The sequence below is a fragment of the Thermonema sp. genome (genome assembly GCF_026003375.1).
GTDB classification, from domain to species: Bacteria; Bacteroidota; Bacteroidia; order Cytophagales; family Thermonemataceae; genus Thermonema; species Thermonema rossianum.
In genome coordinates this window covers 462,657-483,885 of record NZ_BPHD01000003.1, presented here as the reverse complement: position 1 = coordinate 483,885, position 21,229 = coordinate 462,657, and the positions used below count along the sequence as shown (strand labels likewise).

The following is a 21,229-nucleotide window of genomic DNA, read 5'->3' as shown; positions in this document are numbered from 1 at the left end:
AAACTATGCAAAACATGAATATATCAGACATCTGCAAGCTTGTAGAAGACTTCGCACCTTCTGCTTATCAAGAAAGCTACGACAATGCACGGCTCATTTGCGGTAATCCGCAAGCGGAAGTGCTTGGCGTTCTGATTACACTTGACTGCACCGAAGAAGTCATAGAAGAAGCCGTAGAAAAAGGCTGCAATTTGGTGATTGCCCATCATCCCATTGTATTTAAGGGGCTCAAAAGCCTGACCGGTGCCAACTACGTAGAGCGCACCGTCATCAAAGCCATTCAAAAAAACGTGGCAATTTACGCAGTGCACACCAATTTAGACAATGTTTACTATGGTGTCAGCCACAATCTGGCCACCCGTTTGGGCTTACAGAATGTAAGAATTTTGCAGCCAAAAGCCCACACTCTGGAAAAATTGGTCGTCTTTTGTCCGCTTTCTCATTCGCTTCAAGTGCGTGAAGCGCTGCATGCAGCAGGTGCCGGGCAGATAGGCAATTACAAAAATTGTAGTTTTCGAAGCAAAGGGCTGGGCACCTTCCAACCCAACGAGCAGGCCAACCCTTTCATCGGTCAAGCCGGCGGCGGCTTGGAAGAGGTGGAAGAAGAACGCATAGAAGTCATTTACCCTGCCCACCTTCAGGCACAAGTACTGGCAGCCATGCGCGCCGCGCATCCATACGAAGAGGTGGCTTATTACGTACACCGTCTGGAAAATTACAACCAAGAGGTGGGCAGTGGCGCCATCGGAGAACTGGAGAACGCCTTGCCGCCTGTAGATTTCCTTCAATACGTCAAAAACAAACTGCCTGTCAGTGTCATTCGCTATACCCACACACATAAAACGCAAATTCGCCGGGTAGCTGTTTGTGGCGGCAGCGGGGCATTTCTTATTCATACAGCCCGCCGGCAAGGCGCCGATGCCTACATTACGGCCGATGTCAAATATCATGAGTTCTTTGATGCCGAGGGCGAAATGATGTTGCTCGATATTGGGCATTATGAAAGTGAAGTACACACAAAAGAGTTGATTTACGCTTACTTATCCTCAAAAATTCGTAATATTGCGCTCTGCATTTCAGAAATCAGTACCAACCCCATAAATTACTTTTAAGCGATGGAAAAAACGGTTGCAGAAAAGTTAGAAGCGCTTTTGAAGCTCCAGGAAATCGATTCCCAATTGGACGAAATTTATAAAATGCGTGGTGACCTACCCCACGAAGTGCAAGACCTCGAAGACGAAATCGAAGGGTACAAGACCCGCATCGGACGCTTCGAAGGCATGATAAAAGAATGGGAAGCAGAAATTAAAGAGCTCAAGCAGACCAAAAAAGAGTGCGAGCAGCGCATAGAGAAATACAAAGAGCAGCAGATGAATATTCGCAACAACCGCGAATACGAAGCCATCAGCCGCGAAATAGAAAGCGAAGAGCTCGAAATTGTGCTTTGCGACAAGAAAATCAAAGAGTTATCTGAAAAAATCAAAGCCGAAAAAGAAGAGATAGCCGAGGTGCAAAAGCTCATTGACGAGCGCAGCATAGACCTCGAAAACAAAAAGAAAGAGCTTGACCAAATCATGAGCGAAAGCGAAGAAGAGGAGAAAAAGCTCAAGAAAAACCGCGAGAAGCAGGTAAAACAAATCGAAGAACGGCTGTATGCTGCTTATGAAAGGCTGCGCAAAAATGCCGGTAATGGCTTGGCTGTTGTTATGGTTGCGCGCGATGCCTGTGGCGGCTGCTTCAACCAGGTGCCTCCGCAAAGACAGCTGGAAATCAAAGAGAAGAAAAAAATCATTGTTTGCGAGCACTGTGGGCGTATCCTTGCCGACGTAGAAGAAATGGAAGAAGTTGAAAAGCCCAAACGCAAAACACGCCGCACCGCAAAGAAATCATAGGTCAGAAACGAAAAAGCCGCCTGCATGGCGGCTTTTTTATTACCGTTTTTTGTGTAACAACTATTGCATTGAGCGCATTTCCTCACGCAGACGTGCATCCAAGCGTTTGCAGCAGTTTTCAATTTCCATGGCCATCAGCTCATCACCGGTGGCTTTACGCAGGGTATCTGCCAGGGTCGCCATGGTTTCTATGCAGAAACGCTTCATTTCAATGGTATTCATTTCTTTGTTCCACAGGTCTATTTTCAGCGTACCGCTGCCGGTACCATCCCATATGGCCAAAGAAAAAGCCTTGGCATCCTGCCGGGCATCTTCAGGTTGTTGGGTAGCTTCCCAACGGATAGACTCGCACACATTCTGCTCGTCCAGGGTGATGTGCAGTTGAATGGATTCTTGTCGTTTGCTCATGATTGTTTTTTGTGCAAAGGTACTACTTTGACTTCAAACGGAAAGTAATGGTACCACGTGCCCGGCTGGGCACACGCGTAGAGCTGCGTACCAAGCACCCTTCGATTTGCTCTTCGAGTGCCCTCTTGTACAGTGCCACCACCCGCGGGCTTACGTTGTACTGCTTCGTGGTGATGGTTTGCAAGTAACCATCTTCATCAATGATGATTTCAAAAGTAATAAAACCTTCTTCGCCCGAATTGTCATTGACTTGCAAGTTATCGCAGCTCAGCCGCCAGCCGTCCAGACCGGTTACACTGAATCCACCTTCACCGCCCCCGTACAAGCCTCTGCCGTCCAAAGTACCTTCACTGCGTCCCTTGGTGCCTTCTTTACCTTCCTCGCCTTTACCGGTACCTGTGCCATCCGGGTTAAATAAGGCTTTGGGGTTGGGCTGTGGACGGGGTTCCGGCTCAACCGGCTTGGGCTCATTTTGTTTGGGCGCAGGGGTAGGCTTGGGCGATTCTTCGGGAACACTTACTTCCGCATCAGGCAACTCGCTGGGGGTTTCCACCGCTTCATTTTCGGCGGCACTTTCCTCAGGCACCGGCTCGCTGCGCGTTTCTTGTGTAGGCACAAAGCGTGGATTTTCGCCTTCGCCCTCTTCATCCGTGCCGTAAGACAATTCTATGCCATACTCCGGCGGCGGTGGAATAGGCGGCTCCCACGCATAAATAAAGAAAAACAGCAGTACGATGAGGGTGTGTATCACCAAAGATACGATGAAGGCCGTACGGCTGCTCGATTTTTCTATTTTTTCCAATGGTTCTTTTTCCTGTACCATGCTTTTGCCTTGATAAGACGATTCCTTTATTTGGGTTTAGCAGCAATCGACACCCGTGCTTTCAAGCTATTGGCAATGCCGGCCACTTCTACCAAGTATTGCGTAGGCACTTCTTTATCTACATGCAGCACCACCACGCCTTCCCCTTCCGGCTGGGTAGAAAGCAATTGCTGCAAGCGCATCTCCAATGCTTCCATGTCTTTCACCGGCTGACCATTTACAAAAAACTGCAAGTCTTTGGTTATGGTTACTGCTACCTTTTGCATTTCTATCTTCACGCTCTTACTGGTGGGGGTGCTTACCGGCACCCCGGTAGGCGTTACTGCCGATGAAGTCAGCATGAAGAAAATAAGCAGCAGGAAAATTACATCGGTCATGGAAGAGAGGCTAAAAGCCGGATCAACCTTATTTTTTGACTCCAAAGCCATATCATTCGCAGGTTTTGTTGTTATTGAGTTTCAAAGATATGAATTGGTGTTGTAACACAAAAACACCCACCGAAAAGCAAAGCGCCAGTAAAGCTGTGCTTCACACACAGGTGCATGCTTTTTAAACTGAAGCAAAAATCTTGCCCAGTCTTTTTTCGTAAAGCCTCTTTTTACCGAAAGGGGGGCATCGTGTTTTACCAAATAGGAACGTGAAAACAGCCGGGTCAACAAGCGAATGGCATGATAAGCCAACGGATGGCGGTGCAAGTCGTTAAAAAACCAACCGGCGCGGCTATTGTTTTGACACCAATGCATCAGCTCAACAAGCTGCTCATCGTTCAGATGGTGGCAAAAAAGCGAGGTGTAAACGATATCGGGGCGTTCCTTTGCAGAAAACAGCCGGTAATCACTCACTACGTAGTCAATTTCCGGGAAGTGCACGCTCTGCTGCCGGGCATACTCTACGGCATCGGTTTTCAGGTCAACCCCTATCAATTGTGCCGGTTGTTTTCTCTTGCGCAGGTAACGCGCAATGGCACGTAAATTATCGCCCCCACCGCTGCCCAACTCCACAATCGTCAGCGGACGCCCGGCCGGCACATGTTGTAGTAGTTTGTTCAGTGCAAAAATGGTGGCGCTGTGTCCTCCTAAGTAACGGTTGATGGTCTCCAGCTCCCGCAAATTATCGTACAAGTCCGCCGCCGGAATGTTGTCGGCATCCAACAGTTCTTTTTGAAGGCTCCTTGTAGTCCATGCATTCATAAGGCAATGCTTTTGCTCAGGTATAAAAGTGTGAAATCTTCTTATCTTTGCGCAACCTTCATTCAAAAATCCCTATAGCTGCACACCGTCATGGAGAAAATCATTATTCTTGACTTTGGTTCTCAATATACGCAATTAATTGCCCGCCGTGTGCGCGAGTTGCACGTTTACTGCGAAATTCAGCCCTTCAACCGTCCCGTATCGCTTAGCGAAGAGGTCAAAGGAATCATCCTTTCGGGAAGCCCTTTTTCGGTGAACGACCCCAACGCCCCCATGGTAGATGTTAAGCAGTGGCGTGGCAAAGTGCCCGTGCTGGGTATTTGCTACGGTGCCCAATTGATGGCTCACCAAGAAGGAGGCGAGGTGGCACCTTCCAAAATCAGGGAGTACGGGCGCGCAACACTTCAAATAGACATGCCTCAACACCCGCTGTTCGAGGGTATGTCTGCCGCTTCGCAAGTATGGATGTCGCATGCCGACAGCATTCTGCAGTTGCCCGGGCACTTCCGCATATTGGCACACACAGAAAATATTCCTGTTGCTGCCTATGAAATCGAAGGCGAAAAGACCTACGGCATTCAGTTCCACCCGGAAGTAACCCACTCGCTGGAAGGCAAACAATTGCTGCACAACTTTGTGGTAAACATATGCGGCTGCAGCCAAAGCTGGACACCGGATTCGTTCATAGAGCAGACTGTAAAGAGCCTGAAAGAGCAGCTGGGCAACGATAAAGTAGTGATGGCTCTTTCCGGCGGTGTCGATTCCTCCGTGGCAGCCATGCTTTTACACCGCGCCATAGGCAGCAATCTGTATTGTATTTTTGTAGATAACGGCTTGTTACGCAAGAACGAATTCGAGCAGGTGCTGGAAGCTTATCGTGGCTTAGGGCTCAATATCAAAGGCGTGGATGCCAAGCAACGCTTCTATGATGCTTTGCGTGGCCTTACTGACCCCGAAGACAAGCGTAAAGCCATTGGACGCACTTTCATTGAAGTGTTTGACGATGAAGCCCATAAAATACAAGATGTGAAATGGCTGGGACAGGGCACCATCTACCCCGATGTCATTGAGTCGGTATCGGTCAATGGTCCTTCGGTTACCATCAAGTCACACCACAACGTGGGGGGCTTACCCGAGCGCATGAAACTCAAGGTAGTAGAGCCCCTGCGTAGTCTTTTCAAAGACGAAGTGCGCGAAGTAGGCTATGCCTTGGGCTTGCCCAAAGCCATCATCGGGCGGCATCCTTTCCCCGGACCGGGCTTGGGCATCCGCATTTTGGGCGAAGTAACCCCCGAAAAAGTGCGCATCTTGCAAGAAGCCGACGACATTTACATTCAAGCACTACGCCAAAGCGGGTGGTACGATAAAATATGGCAAGCCGGCGCTGTCTTGTTGCCCATTCACTCGGTAGGCGTCATGGGCGACGAACGCACCTATGAGCAAGTAGTAGCCCTGCGGGCAGTGCACAGCACCGACGGCATGACAGCCGACTGGGTACATCTCCCCTACGAACTGCTTGCTGACATATCCAATACAATCATCAACCGGGTAAAAGGAGTCAACCGGGTCGTTTACGACATCAGCTCCAAACCCCCTGCAACTATCGAATGGGAATAACACCTTAAAATGTCTCATTTTTTAAACCCATAGTGGCTATGAATTACACACTGAAACACATTCCTGAACGCACACAAAAGCCCCGCGAAGTAGGGCTTACCATGATGATGGACAAAGGCATGAGCATACGCCAGGTAGAAGATGTGCTCGACGTAGCGGGCGATTATATAGACGTGGTCAAGTTGGGATGGGCTACTTCTTATGTAACCCCCAACTTAGATAAAAAACTGGAAGTGTACAGGAGTGCCGGCATTCCTGTTTACTTTGGCGGCACCCTCTTCGAAGCTTTTGTTGTGCGCAACCAGTTCGAAGACTATCTGCGTGTGCTGGATAAATACAAGATGACCTTTGCCGAAGTATCGGATGGCTCCATAGAAATGCCCCATGACCAAAAGTGTGAGTATATCCGCCGGCTGGCACAGCAAGTGACGGTGCTTTCGGAAGTAGGCTCCAAAGATGCTTCCAAAATCATGCCGCCCTACATGTGGATAGAGCTGATGCAGGCTGAGCTCTCTGCCGGTGCATGGAAGGTCATAGGCGAAGCACGCGAAGCAGGAAATGTAGGCTTGTTCCGCTCTTCGGGCGAGGTGCGCGAAGGCTTGGTGAAAGAAATTCTTCACTCCATCCCCTATGAAAAAATCATTTGGGAAGCGCCCCAAAAAGCGCAGCAGGTGTGGTTTATCAAGTTGATTGGCCCGAATGTAAACTTAGGGAATATAGCTCCGCAGGAAATCATTCCGTTGGAAACCATACGCTTGGGCTTACGTGGCGACACCTTCGACTTTTTTCTACCCAAAGAATAAAAATCAATGAAAGAATATCGCAAAGCCTTTATTTTGTGGCTGAAAGGCTTGGCAATGGGCAGTGCCGACGTGGTACCGGGCGTATCGGGCGGCACTGTCGCTTTGATTGCCGGTATCTATACAGAATTGATAGACACCCTCAAAAGTATTGACGGGGAAGCATTGGTCTTGCTCCTGCGTTTCCGGTTTAGGGATTTTTGGTACAAAATCAATGGTGGTTTTCTGCTGCCTTTGCTGACAGGCATTGGCACTGCCCTGTTTTCTTTGGCCCGCCTCATCACTTATCTTTTGCAGCACTACCCCATTGCCATCTGGTCTTTCTTCTTTGGTTTAATTGTGGCTTCGGTGTGGCTGGTAAGCAAAGAGGTAAAGCAATGGAATGCCGGTAGTGTGTTGGCTTTTATGGCAGGCACTGTTTTGGCTTATTGGCTCACGGCAGCCATGCCGGCCGAAACACCGGAAGCCTTATGGTTTGTGTTTTTGTCGGGCGCTATTGCTATTTGCGCCATGATACTGCCCGGCATTTCAGGTAGTTTCATTTTGGTTTTGTTGGGCAAGTATGCATTCATTCTGGAATCGCTGAAAGCATTGCGTTTTGAAGTGATGCTTACGTTTGCTGCCGGCTGTGTTGTGGGGCTGCTTTCCTTCGTGCGCCTGCTGTCTTATTTGTTGCATCGCTTCCCTTCGGTCACGATGGCTACTTTGTCCGGTTTTATGCTGGGCTCACTCAATAAAATATGGCCTTGGAAAGAAGTCATCAGCACCAATGCCAAGGGCGTGCCCGTGCTTACACGCAATGTGTTGCCGACAAGCTATGAACAGCTAAGCGGTCAAGAAGCTCAACCGGGTATTGCCTTGGCTTGTTGCATAGCCGGCATTGCCTTGATTGTAATACTTGAGAAAGTATCCCAAACCAAAGAAGTGGCCTCTTGATTGGTGGTGAGTGCCAAAATAAGGCAGCTTAAAAAAACAAACTGTGGCAAGGAAGTGCCTTTCTCTTTTGGCATCTGGTTGAGAAGGCACTTCTTTTCAAGCGCATTCTTTTTTGTCATTCCGGGCGCTTCTTCTTGTCACTTCGAGCCTTCCTTTTGTCACTTCGAGCGCAGCGGGAAATCTCTTTTATTTCTTGCCGCTTGGTTTGGGGTGATGAGATCTCTCACTCGCTTCGCTCGTTCGAAATGACAAGTTCCGCTTGCACCTTGTTCGAAATGATATGAGTCGTTGCGCTTTTGTTTGATGTTTGAAAGAATGCACCTGCAGCGTTTTTTTGAAAGACAGCAGGCTTTGCCTGCCTTCCATGTCACTTAAACATTCATTTTGTGAATGGTACGGCGCAAAGCCCATGCATTGAGTAACAAGGTGAAGCCTATCAAAAGCAAGGCAACCAAAGGCACTAAGGGATGCAAAACCGTGTCTATGTCGAAAGCATATGTTTCCATTCGCCGGGCAAAGAAATAACCACCGGCAGCCAAACCGGCAGCCACAAGCAAAAGCACCAGCAGCAGCATGCGGGCAAACTCACGCACAAAATGCCTTTCAATAAATCGTTGCTCATAGCCCAGCAGCAACAGCAATTCCACCTCGGTGCGCTTTTCCAAGAGAATGGAACGGAAAGTCAGGACAAACACAAGGAATGCCAACACCATAAAGGCAATGCCCACAAAGCCAATGGCAGACATGGCCACCACTGCCAACGCCCCCAGACGCCCCGCTTGTAGCTGGCTGCGATTGACTTCCCATCTTTTTTGTTTCAAGTAGTCAAGCAAAAGGGGGTCACCGCTGTTGGTTACTCGCACCAATAGCCGTGCCGGCGGGGTTTCTCCGGCAGTTATGCCTGCCAATCGTTCGTTTGCCCAACGCATAAAAGACATGGGCACCAAGATAGATGGAATACGATCCGAAAAGCCTACTACTTTCATTTTCACTATCACTTGTCCCCGGGGACCATATAGTTTGGTAGGCAAAGGAGGTGCCATGGCAATCAGGCCGGGGGTGATTTGGGGCAAGCCTTTTGCCAGGGCATAGCCAAAGTTGTAAAGGTTGAGAAACTCTTTCGACACCACCACCGGCACAAACTCATCGCCTTCGCGCCAATTCCAGCCGGGCGGGTCCACATCCAACAAGTGGTCGGGCACTGCTTCGAAAAACAGTTCCGTGCGCAAAGGGATGGTCTCGTTGCCATAAGTCCATGCGGCAAAATGGTTGCTTTCAAAAGGTCCCACCTCTTTCACAAAAGGCTGCGCCTGCAGGTCTTCAATTTCTTCTTGGCTGAAGCCCCCGGCCATGCCCGTAGCCGTATTGAATAAAGTAACCTCTTTGGTAATGATAAGGTAATTGCTTGCTTTTCCGGACTCAAATACCTCTTGCATGGTCATGTAAAGCTGGAGCATCAGCAAAACCAAACACAGCCCCGCGGCATAGCCTATAATTGCTATCCATACATGCCCCCCTCGAAAAGCACGAAAGACCAACTTCAATATATTGCGCCGCAAAATGGAAGGGTATAAAGGTGTCATAGCTTATCCGAGCAGCAGTTTTTCGTGAAATGTCATTTGATAATCGTAGCCTAACGAAGCCATAATAAAACCGGCATTTTGCTCCTTGCAGCGGCTTAGAATCAACTGACCGGCAAGTTTTATATTTTCCTCATCCAGGTGGCTGAAAGGCTCATCCAGTAGCAGCATTTCAAAGGGCTGTATGAGTGCACGAATGATGGCTATGCGCTGCCTTTCGCCATAAGAAAGCAAGGCTACCTGCCGGTGTAGCAAGTGCTTTACACCCAAATATTCTGCCATTGCCACTATCTTATCTGCATCTATGGGCTGCAGTGCCGCTTTCAACTGTAAGTTTTCCCATGCAGTAAGGTGCAGCAGCAAGCGCAGATCCTGAAAGACAATAGACAAATGCTTTTGGCGCAAAACAGCCCATTCTTGCGCCGGCATGCTTTGCACAGGTTTTTCATTTATGAAAACAGCGCCTTCATAGTCTTTGCGGATACCGTAAAGAATATGCAGAAAAGTGGATTTTCCACGCCCGGAGGGCGAATAGACCTGATAAAAACGCCCGCTTTCAAAAGTATAGCTTTGCCCCCACACTTGCGAGCGCCCATGCAGGCGCTCTTTCAAAGGGGCGGGCAGCAGGCCTTCGATACGTATTTTCATAAGCAAGGTAGTGGATTATGGAAACGCCTAAAAGACCGGTACTTCTTCCATGTCCTCCTCGTCCACTTCTTCCAACTCCATAGGCAGCCGTTTGTCGCTTGCCATTGGCTCTTCCTTGTAGCGGTTTTCTTTCTTTTTTGCCTCTGCTTTGATGGCATCTATAAGAATCAACAAGGCGTTTTTATCTTCTTCACGGAAGGAAAGCAAAACTTGTCCTTTTATTTTGCCATCGTCATATCCGGGACTCCAAATAACCAATTCGTTGATCAGCTGCACTGCTTCGGTGGCATTCATTCCCTTGAACCAAGGCAGCTGCGCCAACTGGGTCAGCAAATCGGCACGAATTCCCACAAAAGACGAAGCCTTTTTCATTTGGTCGCCCCACTCTTCGGGTATAGCAGCCGCCTCCCATATGGTTTCCGAAGCTCCCATAGCCAGGCGCAGGTAGTTTTCGTCTTTATACAGGTGAGCCATACCACCTGCAATCAAATAGACATCGCCCTCTGCATTGTTTTTTTTGACCAGCATGCCTTTCGAGAGCATGTAGTCGACCATTTTCTGATAAAGCTTTTCGTCACGTATTCCCATGGATACAGCCATTTCGGGGATGCCCGCGGCACCAAGGCTATTGAGCGCCATACAGAACTGACCATCCCACATGCTCATAAACTCATCGGCCGAAACTCCCAGCTGCCGGTCAAAATCTCTATTTGCCTCTGTCAACAGTTGTTTTTCCTTGATTTTATTGATGGCTGCCTCCGAAATGGCAAAGCTTAACAGCGCCAACGGCTTTTTGTAAGGTATTTTACTTACCGCCTTATTGATGTGCACATTGTAATAAAGCTGCATCTCTTTGCGTGTTTTCTCCGAAGGTATAAAAGCGGCATCACTGCGAATCAAGCCATCTTCAAAGGCAATTTGCATGGTAAAGAAAGCGTCTTTTAAGTATTGCTTTGCTTCTTCTTCCATTTCATCCACTGCGTCCAAGCCGGAGGTGGCATTCAGGTTTACCCACACAGTAAGGTCTTCGGCGTCGGCAAGCGCTTCTTTAAAAGATTTCTCTTGCTCGATAAGTTGCTTTTCCTTTGGTAATTTCAGCAACTCCAAAGCCTTTTCCACCAGAGCAGCGCTTTTTTCATCCTCCTTCTCATAGTAGCCCTTTTCCATGATGCCCACCAGTAGGACGTCGTCGTTCCATGCAGCCACCACTGTGGTGTAGCCTTTTTTTTCAAAAAACTTCACATCGTCTTTGGTCCGGATGGGGATTGGTTGCTCTTCTTCGAAGACCTCTTTCCAAAACTCAGGGTCTTCCATACTTTTATTCCATTTGCCGGCATCATCCAGAGGCACCACTATGCCTACAAAGTCATTCTCTTTTTTTCCAAAGACGTAGAAAGTGTTGGCGTAGTCGATACCGGAGTTTAAAATGCGCTCGAACTTTTGGGAGGTTTCCTTGGCTTCTTCTTCAGAAGCCCCCATTTCCTTTAAGTTCTTCTCGCTAAAAAGCTCGCCGGGTTGTAAACTTTTGCTAATCAAACGGCGCAGGTCTATAGCCACTGCAAAGTCGGCATCGGCAGGTAAATAGCTTACATGTGAGGGGGTGTTTTTCTTACCGGAGCAGGCAGCAAGCAGCCAAAGGCTCAGTAAGGCAAGTACCCATGCATTCAAGTTCGATTTCTTCATAATGAATAGGGTTTTTCTCAAGATTACATCTTTTTGCAAAGAAAAACAAAGCATATCAGCCTTTTTTTCGGCGTTTTATTTCTTGCTCCACCAAACGGTATTCGCGGTTGCTTTGTCCTTTGATAGAGGTATTTTCTTCTGCCCGCCGAATCAAATAAGGCACCACTGCATCTACCGGTCCATAGGGCACATACTTAGCCACGCGGTACCCTGCCTTTGCCAGGTTGAATGAAATATGGTCGCTCATGCCATAGAGCTGTGCAAAATAGATGCGTTCATCTTGGGGGGGTATGCCTTTTTCTTGCATGGCTTGTGCCAGCAACAGGCAGCTTTGTTCGTTGTGCGTGCCGGCACAAAAAGCTATTTTGTCCAAACGTTCGAGGCAAAAAAGCAGGGCTGCGTTGTAGTCTTCATCGCATTTTTGCTTGTTGGGCTGTATGGGGTCAGGATATCCCATTTCTTCGGCACGTTCGCGCTCTTTTTCCATGTAAGCGCCCCGCACCAATTTGGCTCCCAAATACACGCCTTGCTCTTGTGCCCAAGCAAAGGCCTCTTTCAACAGCTGCAGCCCATCGCGACGGTACAGCTGATAGGTGTTGTACACTACCGCCTGTTCGCGGTTGAAACGCTTCATCATCTCATAGGCAAGATGGTCGATGGCCGGTTGTATCCACGTTTCTTCGGCATCAATAAAAATACGCACGCCTTTCCGGTAAGCCGTTTCACAGATGCGACTTACACGCTGCTGCACTTTCACCCACTGTGCCTCCTCGGTTGCAGAAAGCGAAGCTTTGGTACTCACTTTTTCAAGCAAACCGAAAGGGGCTATGCCTGTCACCTTAAAGACAGCAAAAGGCACAGCAGGATGCCCGGCAGCAAAATCGATGGTGCGCAGCACTTCGGCCGTGGTTTTTTCAAAACCTTCTTCGCTCTTTTCGCCCTCTACCGAGTAATCCAAAATGGTGCCTATGCCATAGCGCGCCAGCTGTTCAATCACCGGCCGGCAGTCTTCAATGTCTTCGCCGCCGCAAAACTGCTTAAATAAGGTCGCTTTTACAATAAAACGGGTCAAAGGCTTGGTCAATGGAAATGCCAAAGTGGCTTTCACCAAAAAGGTGCCGGTATCGACCAGGGCAGGATAGTTCATCATACCGAAAAGCCAGTGCATGCGGCGCAAGTCTGCATCGGACTTGGAAGCAAAAGCAATGGAGGTATTTTGGAAGTTCAAAGCGATAGGTTCGGTTGGTTCGCTCATAGTTTTTTGCTTTAAAGTACAAAGACGCCCAAAGTTACAGTTTTTGTGCACTACTTTTGTTATCTTTTACAAAAGAACAGAAGCAAGGGCTACTGCCCTGTTCAACATTCAACCTTATGAAACTAAACCGGCAAATTATACTGCTTGTATGGCTGCTTTGTTGGCCGGCAACCAACAGCCGTGCACAACACAACGACGCCCGGCAAGCTGCCTTAATGGCCATGTATGAAGGAGATTACAAGCAGGCTATTCAGTATTACGAGCAAAGCCTTATTTATGACAACGACAAGCCGGAAATGCTTTGGGGGCTTGCACGCAGCCACTTCTATGCCGGCAACTACCCACAAGCAGTGCAAGTATGCCGGCAACTGCTGCAAAACAAAAAAAGCGCATGGAAGTGTCGTGCCACACTCTTGGAAGCATTTTGTTATTTCCGGATGGCCGATAGTGCCTTGCAGCAACGAATCGAAAAACTGCAGGCAGCACAAGAGTGCATGCCGCAGGACTACCGCACGCACTTTTACCTCGGTTTGCTGTATATGCAAAACGGCCAACTTAGCGAAGCAGAAACAGCCTTTAAACAAGCCTTGGCGTTGCGTCCCAAGCAAGGCGGCTTATGGATAGCCTTGGGAAACCTTTATGCCACACAAGAGCAGTGGAGCGAAGCAGCCAACTGTTGGTGTCAAGCGGCAGAGTTGCCCCAAGCCCCACCGGCAGCCGTTTATAATTGTGCCAAGCTGTTACTACGCAGTGGCAGCTATGAGCGTGGTTTGCAGATGATGGAACGCTATGCCCAAAATCATCCCCTGCAAGCCGACGATTATTTTGATGTGGCAAGGGCTTGTGCCGCAGGCCGACAATATGAAGAAGCCCTTCGCTACATAGCAGCTGCCATACAACTGGCTCCTCAACAAGGAGTGTACTATGCCGTGATGGCCGACTACCACGCGGCACTGCTGCAATGGGATGCCGCCTTGTATGCCAACAGCCAAGCCATACTCAAACAAGGCGAAGAAACCACCTACTTCATACAGCGCGCTCAACTGCTGCTCAACGCCGGCCGGGACGAAGAAGCAAAAGCATATCTTGAATTTTGGATACAACAAGAGCCCGACAACGCACAAGCCCACTATGCCCATGCCCTATGGCTGATGCGCAACAAAGGAAAAAGGCGTCAGATAAAACAGGCCGTAAAAGAAGCCGTGCGTCACGGCATGCACCCACAGGATATGGACGAGTCGCTTCAAAAATATGCTTATCGCCACCGTCAGCGCTTATGGTCTGCGCCTTAGGCGTTTGAGTAGTTGCCCGCCTATATGCACGAGCTCCTCCGACAAACGAAGCTTCCATATGGCTGCCGCCAGCAGAAGTAGCAACAAGCCTGAGCGAAGCAGTATATTGACCAAGGCAGGAAGGAGTCCTTGCACCGGTAGCAAGGGCAAAAACGCCAAGCCTCTCCACAATACCAGCAATACCAGCGTAGCCCACAGCGTCTGTTTGCTAAAAGGATGTATGCGCACTTTCACCCACAAAAAGAAGCTACGCAGCAGGTTATATACAAGCATGGAAAGGAAAGTGGCCAAAGCGGCACCCTCCAACCCCATCAAGGGAATAAGCCACCAGTTGGTGGCTATTACCAAAAGCGCCAACAAAATATTGGAAAGCAAAACAAACTTATAGTACCTTGACTGCAGCAAAATTTCGTTGTTCACGCCCATTGCCATATCGAAAAAGCGTGCCAGCCCCACCCAAAAGACCACACTCATTCCTTCGCGATATAGGTCGCCTTTGGGCATGATGGTAAAGATTTCTTCCCGGTTCAGCCATAACAATAAAAACAAAGCCCCACCAATCAACATTTGATTGATGGCCGATTGACGATACAGGTATGCAAGTTCGTCAATGGCTTGCTTTGCCCAAGCTCTTGCAATCAGAGGTGTGGTGATTTGAGAAAGTGCACGGCGGGGAATTTCTATCACATTCGCCATAAAAAAGGCTATGGTGTAAATGCCTGTATCGGCATCGCCCAGCAACATACCCAGCATCATAATATCGGCTTGGTTCACAACCACAATACTTAGTCCGCCCATCAAAATAAATGCGGCATATTTCATCATTTCACTTAAGCGTCCCCGCACTGCTTCCCACCAGCCGGCAGGAAACAGCCGGAAGCGATACAAGCGGTAAAGGTATGCCGTCAGCCCCAGAACAGCTATCACATAATAGGCAGTCACTGCGCCGAACATATACCCAAAGTGCATCCAATGCATCCCCACCGCAACTACCAGCAAGGCAATGGTCATTTTCAAAAAGAAATCCCGGAATAAAGCAGGCACGGCAATACGCAGATATGCCCGGCACCAAGCTTCCAGAATACTCTGAAATGCCATACCCAAAGTCAATGGAAAAAGGTAAAAGAAGTAATCTTTCACATGAGGCGAATTTTCATATAAGCTCAAATAATAGCTTCTCCCCCCCCACAAAAACAGACTCAACAAAAGGAAGGTAGTGAGTGTATAAGCAATACTCAAAGAAAAGAGAGCATTGCGCCGCCGCCCTTCAAAAAAAGGATGAAAACGTTCAATAACTTGCGGGGTGCCTGCAAGCACAAACGCACTTAGCAAGGTGGCATTGGCCAATATCTGCCGGATCCCCCCTATTTGTTCGGGGCTCAGTAAGGCGGGCATCAAAAAAAGATTAGTAAGTGCTCCTATCACAACCCCCACATACGCTATTAATGTGTATTTTGCCCCTTGACGAATGACAACCCCCATGCATTTTATTTTTTAAATTGCGCATCCAAGATAATTCAATTTTCATGTCAATAGTAAAGAAGTTGAAAAAATCCGTTTGGTGGGTACTCAACCAATTGCGCTTAGGCGCCCCCACCAACCTGGTATTGCAAAGCGGCTTGAAAGACTTAGGATGGTTTCGCTCTTTTTACACCAAACGCTCCGAAGATGCAGCAGGACACCCCATCCCTTGGTTTACCTACAGTGCCTATCTTTTTTTAGACCCGCGCCTGCAAGCCCACTTCCGGGTTTTTGAATACGGAAGCGGCAGCTCGACGCTTTACTTTGCCCAAAAAGTAGCTCAAGTGTATAGTGTAGAACACCACCCCTCATGGGCACAACAGATGCAAGCCAAGCTGCCGCCCAATGCCTCTGTGCTATACTGCCTGCCAGAAGACTATCCAACTGCTATCCGGCAGGCACAAGCCACTTTTCATCTCATTGTAGTTGACGGTATCTTGCGAAACGAGTGCATCCGGCAGGCGGTCAACTTCTTGACAGAAGATGGGGTCATTATTGTGGACAACAGCAACAGAAGTGAGTACCGGGAAGCTTTGTCCTGGCTGTGTGCACAAGGCTTCCGGCGGCTCGACTTTTACGGTATGGCACCTATAGGCACAGAGCTGTCCTGTACTTCCTTTTTCTACAAAGAGCTCAATTGTTTGAACATATGAGTTTATCGCCCATCATCATTTTTGCCTACCGGCGCCCGGAAGCCCTCCAAAGATTATTTGACAGCCTGACCCGGAATCCGGAGTGGCTTCATTCCGAAGTGTTTATATTTATTGATGCTGCCAAGCACCCCAGAGAAGAAGCCGATGTGGAAACTGTTGTTCAATTGACCCAAAGGCTGTCTCATCCACATAAGCACATCATCAGGGCATCGCATCCCAAGGGGCTCGCCCGCTCTGTGATAGAGGGGGTTTCGCATGTAATAGAAAAGCATCAAAGAGCCATTGTCCTGGAAGATGATTTGGAATGCACGCCCGACTTCCTTGCCTTCATGAATGCTGCTTTGAGGCTGTATAAAGACCATCAGCAAATATTTTCGCTAAGTGGCTATACTCCCCCTATTTCATGGCCCGGTGACTACCCGCATGACATAACCCTTCTACCTCGTCTGTCTTCGTTGGGCTGGGGCATATGGGCTGACCGCTGGCAAAGCATCGATTGGCAAGTAAGCGATTTTCAGCTCTTTTGGAAAAATCCAAAAGAAAGAGCAGCATTTTCCCGTGGGGGCGAAGACTTGCCTTATATGCTCTACAAGCAACAAAAAGGGCTCATTAATTCCTGGGCAATAAGGGCATGTTATGCCCTTTACCGCCAGGAAAAATACTGCCTGTATCCGCGCTATAGTAAATGCCGTCATGTGTACACCAAACACAGCACCCACCTTCGTTTTTACAGCCGACGGTTCAATACCACTTTGTCCACACAAGCCGTCCTGCTTCCGGACACGCCCCCGCCACCCGATGTACGCATCATACAATCTTTTGCACGTTACCACCGCTTGACGCCCTGGCGACGCCTGCTCAACCGCCTGCGCTACCGTTAACCCTTTCACAGGCGCTTAAAAACTGCTATCTTTGCCATTTGTCATACAGAACCGAATCGCATACAAGGATGAAATATTTGATAGCAGGACTGGGAAACCCCGGCAACGAGTACTTAATGACCCGCCACAATATAGGCTTTATGGTACTTGACCGCCTGGCAGCCGGCAAAGAGCTTTCATTTACAACAGAGCGCTATGGCGACATAACCCGGCTTTCGCATCGCGGGCGTAAGCTCATTTTGCTGAAGCCTTCTACATACATGAACTTGAGCGGAAAGGCCGTCCGTTATTGGCTTCAAGAAGAGAAAATTCCGGTAGAAAACTTGCTGGTCATTACCGACGATATAGCCCTGCCGTTCGGGAAGCTGCGCTTGCGCACCAAAGGCTCACATGGCGGACACAACGGGCTTCGCAACATAGAAGAGCTGCTTCAAACCAACGAATATGCCCGTTTGCGCATGGGCATAGGCAATGACTTTCCCAAAGGACAACAAGCCGACTATGTGCTGTCGCCTTTTAATGATGAAGAGCAGAAGCAACTGCCCGCCATTTTAGACAAAGCAGCGCAAGCCGTACTCAGCTTTGCCACCATTGGGGCTACCCAAACCATGAACCAATTCAACCGTTAACTTTTAAAACCATTTTACAGCTATGATAAAGGTATTATTTGTGTGTTTAGGCAATATTTGCCGCTCACCTATGGCAGAAGGAATTTTCAAAAAATTGCTCAAAGAAGAAGGACTGGAAAACAAAGTGATGGTGGATTCGGCCGGCACCGGCTCTTGGCATATAGGCGAGCTTCCTGATCGCCGCACCCGCCAAACCGCCGAAAAGCATGGTATCTTATTGAACAGCCGTGCCCGTCAAATCCATCGTGAAGACTTCGAAACATTTGATTACATACTGGTTGCAGACCGTAGCAATTTGCGCGACGTGGAGCGGCTGGCACAAGGCTGCCCTCATGCCAAGAGTAAAATCATGTTGATTCGTGCGTTTGATCCCATAGCCCCTCAATCGGAAGTGCCGGATCCTTATTACGGCGACCTGTCCGACTTTGAAGAGGTGTATCAAATTCTTGACCGTTCGTTGCGTCCGTTCTTGGACTTCATCAAGAAAGAGCACAGCGAACTGTTGCAAGAAATGCCTTCTTGATTCAGACAGACAACACCACTTTTTCGAGGCGCGCCATCACCTGCGCTGCCTCTATTCGCTCCATGCATGCCTTATCGCCGCGCACACAAGGCTTGCTCCCAAAGATAGAGCAAGGACGGCAGTCTAAATCGTCGCGTTGAATCATGTTTTCTGCGGGCTGAAACAAAGGGGCAAAACCGGCATGCGGGTGTGTAGCGCCCCATACAGACACCACGGGAATGCCGGCCAAGGCGGCCAAATGCATGTTGGCCGAATCCATGCTCAACATGGCATCGAGGCGGTGCATCAGAAGCCATTCCCGGCGCAACGACAAACAACCGGCCATATTGATTGCGCGGCCGGGATGCAAAGCACACAAAGCATCCATCAAAGCGGCTTCTTTTTTGCCCCCACCAAACAAAAAGACATGCCACTCCGGGTGGCGTTCCTTTATCAGGCGCAGCAGCGCCTCTACTTTATGCACGCCCCATTGTTTGTTTTCGTGGAAAGCAAAAGGCGCAATGCCCATCCAAGGCGAAGACTTGGGCAGCAAAGCCACAGAGGTCAAGAAGTTGTCAATGGCTTGTTCGTCTTCTGCTGAAGGAATAAGGTATGGCGGTGGCAGCAAATCAGTGTCAAGCCCCAACTGCCGGAATGGGGTTGCATACATGTCAGTAACATGGGGCAGGGCAAAAGCAGCCCGCTCCCGTATAAAACGCTTGCGCAGCTTTCTGTTTTTAGAAATGCTCAAGCAGCGGACGCCCTGCAAATGGGCGATTGCTTTGAGCACATTGCTCCGCAGGTTCTGATGGGCATCAATGAAATAGTCGTATTGCCTGATTTGCAGGTGCTTCCCCAAGCGCCATAGCCCGCCTATGCCCTTATACTCACCATCGACGTCGGCCGGCACAGGGCGCAAGCGCTCGATACCTTCAAAGAGGGAAGCCAGCTTAGGGCGCGTGAGCACGTCTATTTGCACGTCCGGATGCCGTCGCAAGACAGACACCAGCACCGGCAACAAAAGCGCCACATCGCCCATGGCAGAGAAACGAACAACCAACAGGCGCACTGCTTATGATTTTGCTTTTTTGTACAAAACAGGATTGAGCGAAGCGTCGTTGTACATCTTCATTTGACGGTACACCTTCATGTAGCGCTCGCCGTTGAGAATATCTTCTATGAGCTCATCGAAACAGCGCGCCAAATCTTCTTTTTGCTCCAATAAGACATCAAGCTTTTGCCGGCATTTGGCGATATGCTGCTCGTCCACGTCGGTGCGCAAGGTTTGCTCCCGCATATGGTATATCTTGAGCATCAAGATAGAAAGGCGGTCTAAAAGCCATGCCGGCGTTTCGGAATTCATGCGTGCGTGGGGCTTGCGTGCCACTTTTTGCTGCTCGAAATATTGCAAAAACCAATCGTCCATCAGCTCCACGGTATCGGTACGCTCCTGGTTCGAAGCATCGATGCGGCGTTTCAACTGGACCAGAGTTTCAGGCGCTATTTCAGGATCGCGAATCAAGTCTTCCAAATGCCATTGAACCGTGTCTATCCAGTTCTTTTTATAGAGCAGGTATTCCAAAGTATTTTCCGGATAGGGATTCTGCATGGGGGCATTTACGTCGTCGTGACGATGGTAATCTTCTATAGACTGTTCAAATATACGGATGCAGGCTTGCGCTTGGGGTCTTTCCATCGTTTTTTTTGTGGCAAAAATACGCTTTTTGCTTATTGCATCAAAGCATAAAGGATGATATTCACGCCGAAGCGTGTGTTGTCTTCCACCAGGAAACGTTTGTTCCGGTAGTCGTAATCCCACTCGCAGCCATAATCTTTGTTGCTGTAAAGCACAGCTATACGCCCGTCAATTTCTATGGCTTTCAGGTAATCGTGCACCAAGTCGTCGCCCCAACCGTTCAGCTCATAAGAGGTGGGCGGTGGCCCTTCCGGAAATTCAAAAAAACAGTGGTAGAGCCGGTGTGTATTGGGCAGCTTACGAAGCGCTTGCGCACCAAAAATAACCGCCATCTGCCTTTCAAAAGACTTGGCAAACAAACCGTCGATGTCGTGATTGCAGTCATCGACGAAGACAAAACCGCCATTACGCACATAGCGTTCAAAGGTCCGGCGTTCTTTGTCGGTGAACTGCACCAAGCGGTGCCCGCTCATGTAGCAAAAGGGATAGTAAAAAATTTCGTCGCTCTCCAGCGAAACCACCTTTTCCTTGGGCTCTACCGGCAGGGTTGTATAGGTAATCAAAGAGTGAAGCAAATTCGTGGGCATACGCTCGTCGGTGTACCAATCGCCCGAGCGGTATTGGATGCGTGCAAAGGTAAAAGGGGTTTTACGGCTGCTCTTCATGGTTGAAGTAGGTAGTTAGCTGGATACCAACCGGAACAGGAATTGGAAAGCCCGCCAAAGGCACACTGGTATCTATGTCCGTGTACAGTTCCAACTCATCGGCTGTAAGCTTTCGCACCTGGTAAGTCTGTGGCACATCTATGTTGAATGCCTGCAGCAACGAATCGATGCCCGGCGACAAAAAACTCACATTTTTTATTTCCAACGTTTTGGCATCGGCGCTTAGTGTCCAAGTGCCTTGCGAAGTTACTTCCCAAGTACCTTGTGGGGTCAGCTCCAGCAGTTGGGCGGTGTAGTCCTTCTTGAAGTCCAATGCGATGCTGTCGAGCGTGGTATCTTCTCCCAGGCTGTCAACGGGCACACCGGCAATGCTTACGGCCACACCGGCCCTGTAGGCATACCACCGCTCTGCCGTAAGCCAGTCTTCGGGCTTGGGGCTATTGTCCTTTTTACTGCACGAAGCCAGCAAAGTAAGAACAAAAGCAGCCATCAAAGGCAAAAAATTGATTTTATTCATCATCGTAAAAGCTGTTTTGTCTTTTTAATAACGAAAAACTT

At 49.0% G+C, this 21,229-nt stretch carries 23 protein-coding genes; 10 read left to right on the top strand and 13 right to left on the bottom strand.

Annotated features, from left to right (window positions below; translation table 11 throughout):
• Nucleotides 1–14: 14 nt before the first annotated feature.
• The gene (locus QVE43_RS11770; RefSeq protein ID WP_288007398.1) at nt 15–1,112 is read left to right on the top strand and encodes a Nif3-like dinuclear metal center hexameric protein; all 1,098 of its coding nucleotides are present in this window, start codon (nt 15–17) and stop codon (nt 1,110–1,112) included.
• A gap of 3 nt (nt 1,113–1,115) precedes the next feature.
• Nucleotides 1,116–1,892, top strand: a complete 777-nt coding sequence (locus QVE43_RS11765) for a zinc ribbon domain-containing protein (RefSeq protein ID WP_288007396.1) — start codon at nt 1,116–1,118, stop codon at nt 1,890–1,892.
• A gap of 60 nt (nt 1,893–1,952) precedes the next feature.
• Here the strand turns inward: QVE43_RS11765 and gldC are convergent, their stop codons facing one another.
• Genes gldC through QVE43_RS11745 form a run of 4 tightly spaced genes read right to left on the bottom strand, consistent with a single transcriptional unit; the run spans nt 1,953 to nt 4,313 of the window.
• On the bottom strand, nt 1,953–2,300 hold the full coding sequence (gene gldC / locus QVE43_RS11760) for a gliding motility protein GldC (protein WP_038031537.1): 348 nt from the start codon (nt 2,298–2,300) through the stop codon (nt 1,953–1,955).
• Nucleotides 2,301–2,322: 22 nt separating this feature from the next.
• The gene (locus QVE43_RS11755) at nt 2,323–3,123 is read right to left on the bottom strand and encodes a hypothetical protein (RefSeq protein WP_288007393.1); all 801 of its coding nucleotides are present in this window, start codon (nt 3,121–3,123) and stop codon (nt 2,323–2,325) included.
• A 26-nt stretch (nt 3,124–3,149) separates the two neighbouring features.
• Nucleotides 3,150–3,551, bottom strand: a complete 402-nt coding sequence (locus tag QVE43_RS11750; RefSeq protein WP_038031534.1) for a biopolymer transporter ExbD — start codon at nt 3,549–3,551, stop codon at nt 3,150–3,152.
• Nucleotides 3,552–3,581: 30 nt separating this feature from the next.
• Complete coding sequence (locus tag QVE43_RS11745) at nt 3,582–4,313, bottom strand: methyltransferase domain-containing protein (protein WP_288007390.1); 732 nt, start codon at nt 4,311–4,313, stop codon at nt 3,582–3,584.
• A 90-nt stretch (nt 4,314–4,403) separates the two neighbouring features.
• Here QVE43_RS11745 and guaA point away from each other — a divergent pair, with 90 nt between their 5' ends.
• The 3 genes from guaA to QVE43_RS11730 are packed head-to-tail and all read left to right on the top strand — an operon-like array spanning nt 4,404 to nt 7,666.
• Nucleotides 4,404–5,930: a glutamine-hydrolyzing GMP synthase gene (guaA, locus tag QVE43_RS11740; protein ID WP_288007388.1), complete on the top strand. Its 1,527-nt coding sequence runs from the start codon at nt 4,404–4,406 to the stop codon at nt 5,928–5,930.
• A gap of 38 nt (nt 5,931–5,968) precedes the next feature.
• Complete coding sequence (locus tag QVE43_RS11735) at nt 5,969–6,733, top strand: phosphosulfolactate synthase (protein WP_038031529.1); 765 nt, start codon at nt 5,969–5,971, stop codon at nt 6,731–6,733.
• Nucleotides 6,734–6,739: 6 nt separating this feature from the next.
• On the top strand, nt 6,740–7,666 hold the full coding sequence (locus tag QVE43_RS11730; protein ID WP_288007386.1) for a DUF368 domain-containing protein: 927 nt from the start codon (nt 6,740–6,742) through the stop codon (nt 7,664–7,666).
• Between the two features lie 371 nt (nt 7,667–8,037).
• Here QVE43_RS11730 and QVE43_RS11725 read toward each other — a convergent pair whose 3' ends face one another.
• From QVE43_RS11725 to QVE43_RS11710, 4 genes are read right to left on the bottom strand one after another with little or no spacing between them, the layout of a single operon-like run.
• Nucleotides 8,038–9,249, bottom strand: a complete 1,212-nt coding sequence (locus QVE43_RS11725; protein ID WP_288007384.1) for an FtsX-like permease family protein — start codon at nt 9,247–9,249, stop codon at nt 8,038–8,040.
• Nucleotides 9,250–9,252: 3 nt separating this feature from the next.
• On the bottom strand, nt 9,253–9,894 hold the full coding sequence (locus tag QVE43_RS11720) for an ATP-binding cassette domain-containing protein (protein ID WP_288007382.1): 642 nt from the start codon (nt 9,892–9,894) through the stop codon (nt 9,253–9,255).
• A 27-nt stretch (nt 9,895–9,921) separates the two neighbouring features.
• A complete protein-coding gene (locus tag QVE43_RS11715) occupies nt 9,922–11,577 on the bottom strand; it encodes a DUF4836 family protein (RefSeq protein WP_288007380.1) in 1,656 nt (551 codons plus the stop codon).
• 55 nt (nt 11,578–11,632) lie between these two features.
• A complete protein-coding gene (locus QVE43_RS11710) occupies nt 11,633–12,832 on the bottom strand; it encodes a proline dehydrogenase family protein (protein ID WP_288007378.1) in 1,200 nt (399 codons plus the stop codon).
• A 116-nt stretch (nt 12,833–12,948) separates the two neighbouring features.
• On the opposite strand from QVE43_RS11710, the gene QVE43_RS11705 reads away from it, so the two are divergent.
• Nucleotides 12,949–14,124, top strand: coding sequence for a lipopolysaccharide assembly protein LapB (locus QVE43_RS11705; RefSeq protein ID WP_288007376.1), 1,176 nt, complete (start codon nt 12,949–12,951; stop codon nt 14,122–14,124).
• On the opposite strand, the gene QVE43_RS11700 is transcribed toward QVE43_RS11705, so the two are convergent.
• Nucleotides 14,107–15,606, bottom strand: a complete 1,500-nt coding sequence (locus QVE43_RS11700; RefSeq protein WP_288007374.1) for an oligosaccharide flippase family protein — start codon at nt 15,604–15,606, stop codon at nt 14,107–14,109. The genes QVE43_RS11705 and QVE43_RS11700 overlap by 18 nt on opposite strands.
• A gap of 44 nt (nt 15,607–15,650) precedes the next feature.
• Between QVE43_RS11700 and QVE43_RS11695 the strand changes: the two genes are divergently transcribed.
• The 4 genes from QVE43_RS11695 to QVE43_RS11680 all read left to right on the top strand — a co-directional run bounded on the left by QVE43_RS11695 (nt 15,651) and on the right by QVE43_RS11680 (nt 18,331).
• On the top strand, nt 15,651–16,298 hold the full coding sequence (locus tag QVE43_RS11695) for an FkbM family methyltransferase (RefSeq protein ID WP_288007372.1): 648 nt from the start codon (nt 15,651–15,653) through the stop codon (nt 16,296–16,298).
• Nucleotides 16,295–17,179 carry a glycosyltransferase gene (locus QVE43_RS11690; RefSeq protein WP_288007370.1) on the top strand — a complete coding sequence of 295 codons (885 nt, stop codon included), beginning with the start codon at nt 16,295–16,297 and terminating at the stop codon, nt 17,177–17,179. Before QVE43_RS11695 ends, QVE43_RS11690 begins: the two co-directional genes overlap by 4 nt.
• Nucleotides 17,180–17,247: 68 nt before the next feature.
• Entirely contained in the window at nt 17,248–17,808 is a 561-nt protein-coding gene (pth, locus tag QVE43_RS11685; protein WP_288007368.1) for an aminoacyl-tRNA hydrolase, read from the top strand.
• A 22-nt stretch (nt 17,809–17,830) separates the two neighbouring features.
• Entirely contained in the window at nt 17,831–18,331 is a 501-nt protein-coding gene (locus QVE43_RS11680) for a low molecular weight protein-tyrosine-phosphatase (protein ID WP_288007365.1), read from the top strand.
• Between the two features lies 1 nt (nt 18,332).
• On the opposite strand, the gene QVE43_RS11675 is transcribed toward QVE43_RS11680, so the two are convergent.
• Genes QVE43_RS11675 through QVE43_RS11660 form a run of 4 tightly spaced genes read right to left on the bottom strand, consistent with a single transcriptional unit; the run spans nt 18,333 to nt 21,191 of the window.
• The gene (locus tag QVE43_RS11675; protein ID WP_288007363.1) at nt 18,333–19,379 is read right to left on the bottom strand and encodes a glycosyltransferase family 9 protein; all 1,047 of its coding nucleotides are present in this window, start codon (nt 19,377–19,379) and stop codon (nt 18,333–18,335) included.
• 3 nt (nt 19,380–19,382) lie between these two features.
• Nucleotides 19,383–20,006 (bottom strand): DUF4254 domain-containing protein, encoded by a 624-nt coding sequence (locus QVE43_RS11670; RefSeq protein WP_038031504.1) that lies wholly within the window; start codon nt 20,004–20,006, stop codon nt 19,383–19,385.
• A gap of 32 nt (nt 20,007–20,038) precedes the next feature.
• The gene (locus tag QVE43_RS11665; protein ID WP_038031503.1) at nt 20,039–20,671 is read right to left on the bottom strand and encodes a DUF4159 domain-containing protein; all 633 of its coding nucleotides are present in this window, start codon (nt 20,669–20,671) and stop codon (nt 20,039–20,041) included.
• Nucleotides 20,655–21,191 (bottom strand): hypothetical protein, encoded by a 537-nt coding sequence (locus QVE43_RS11660; RefSeq protein WP_288007360.1) that lies wholly within the window; start codon nt 21,189–21,191, stop codon nt 20,655–20,657. Before QVE43_RS11660 ends, QVE43_RS11665 begins: the two co-directional genes overlap by 17 nt.
• Nucleotides 21,192–21,229: the final 38 nt, after the last annotated feature.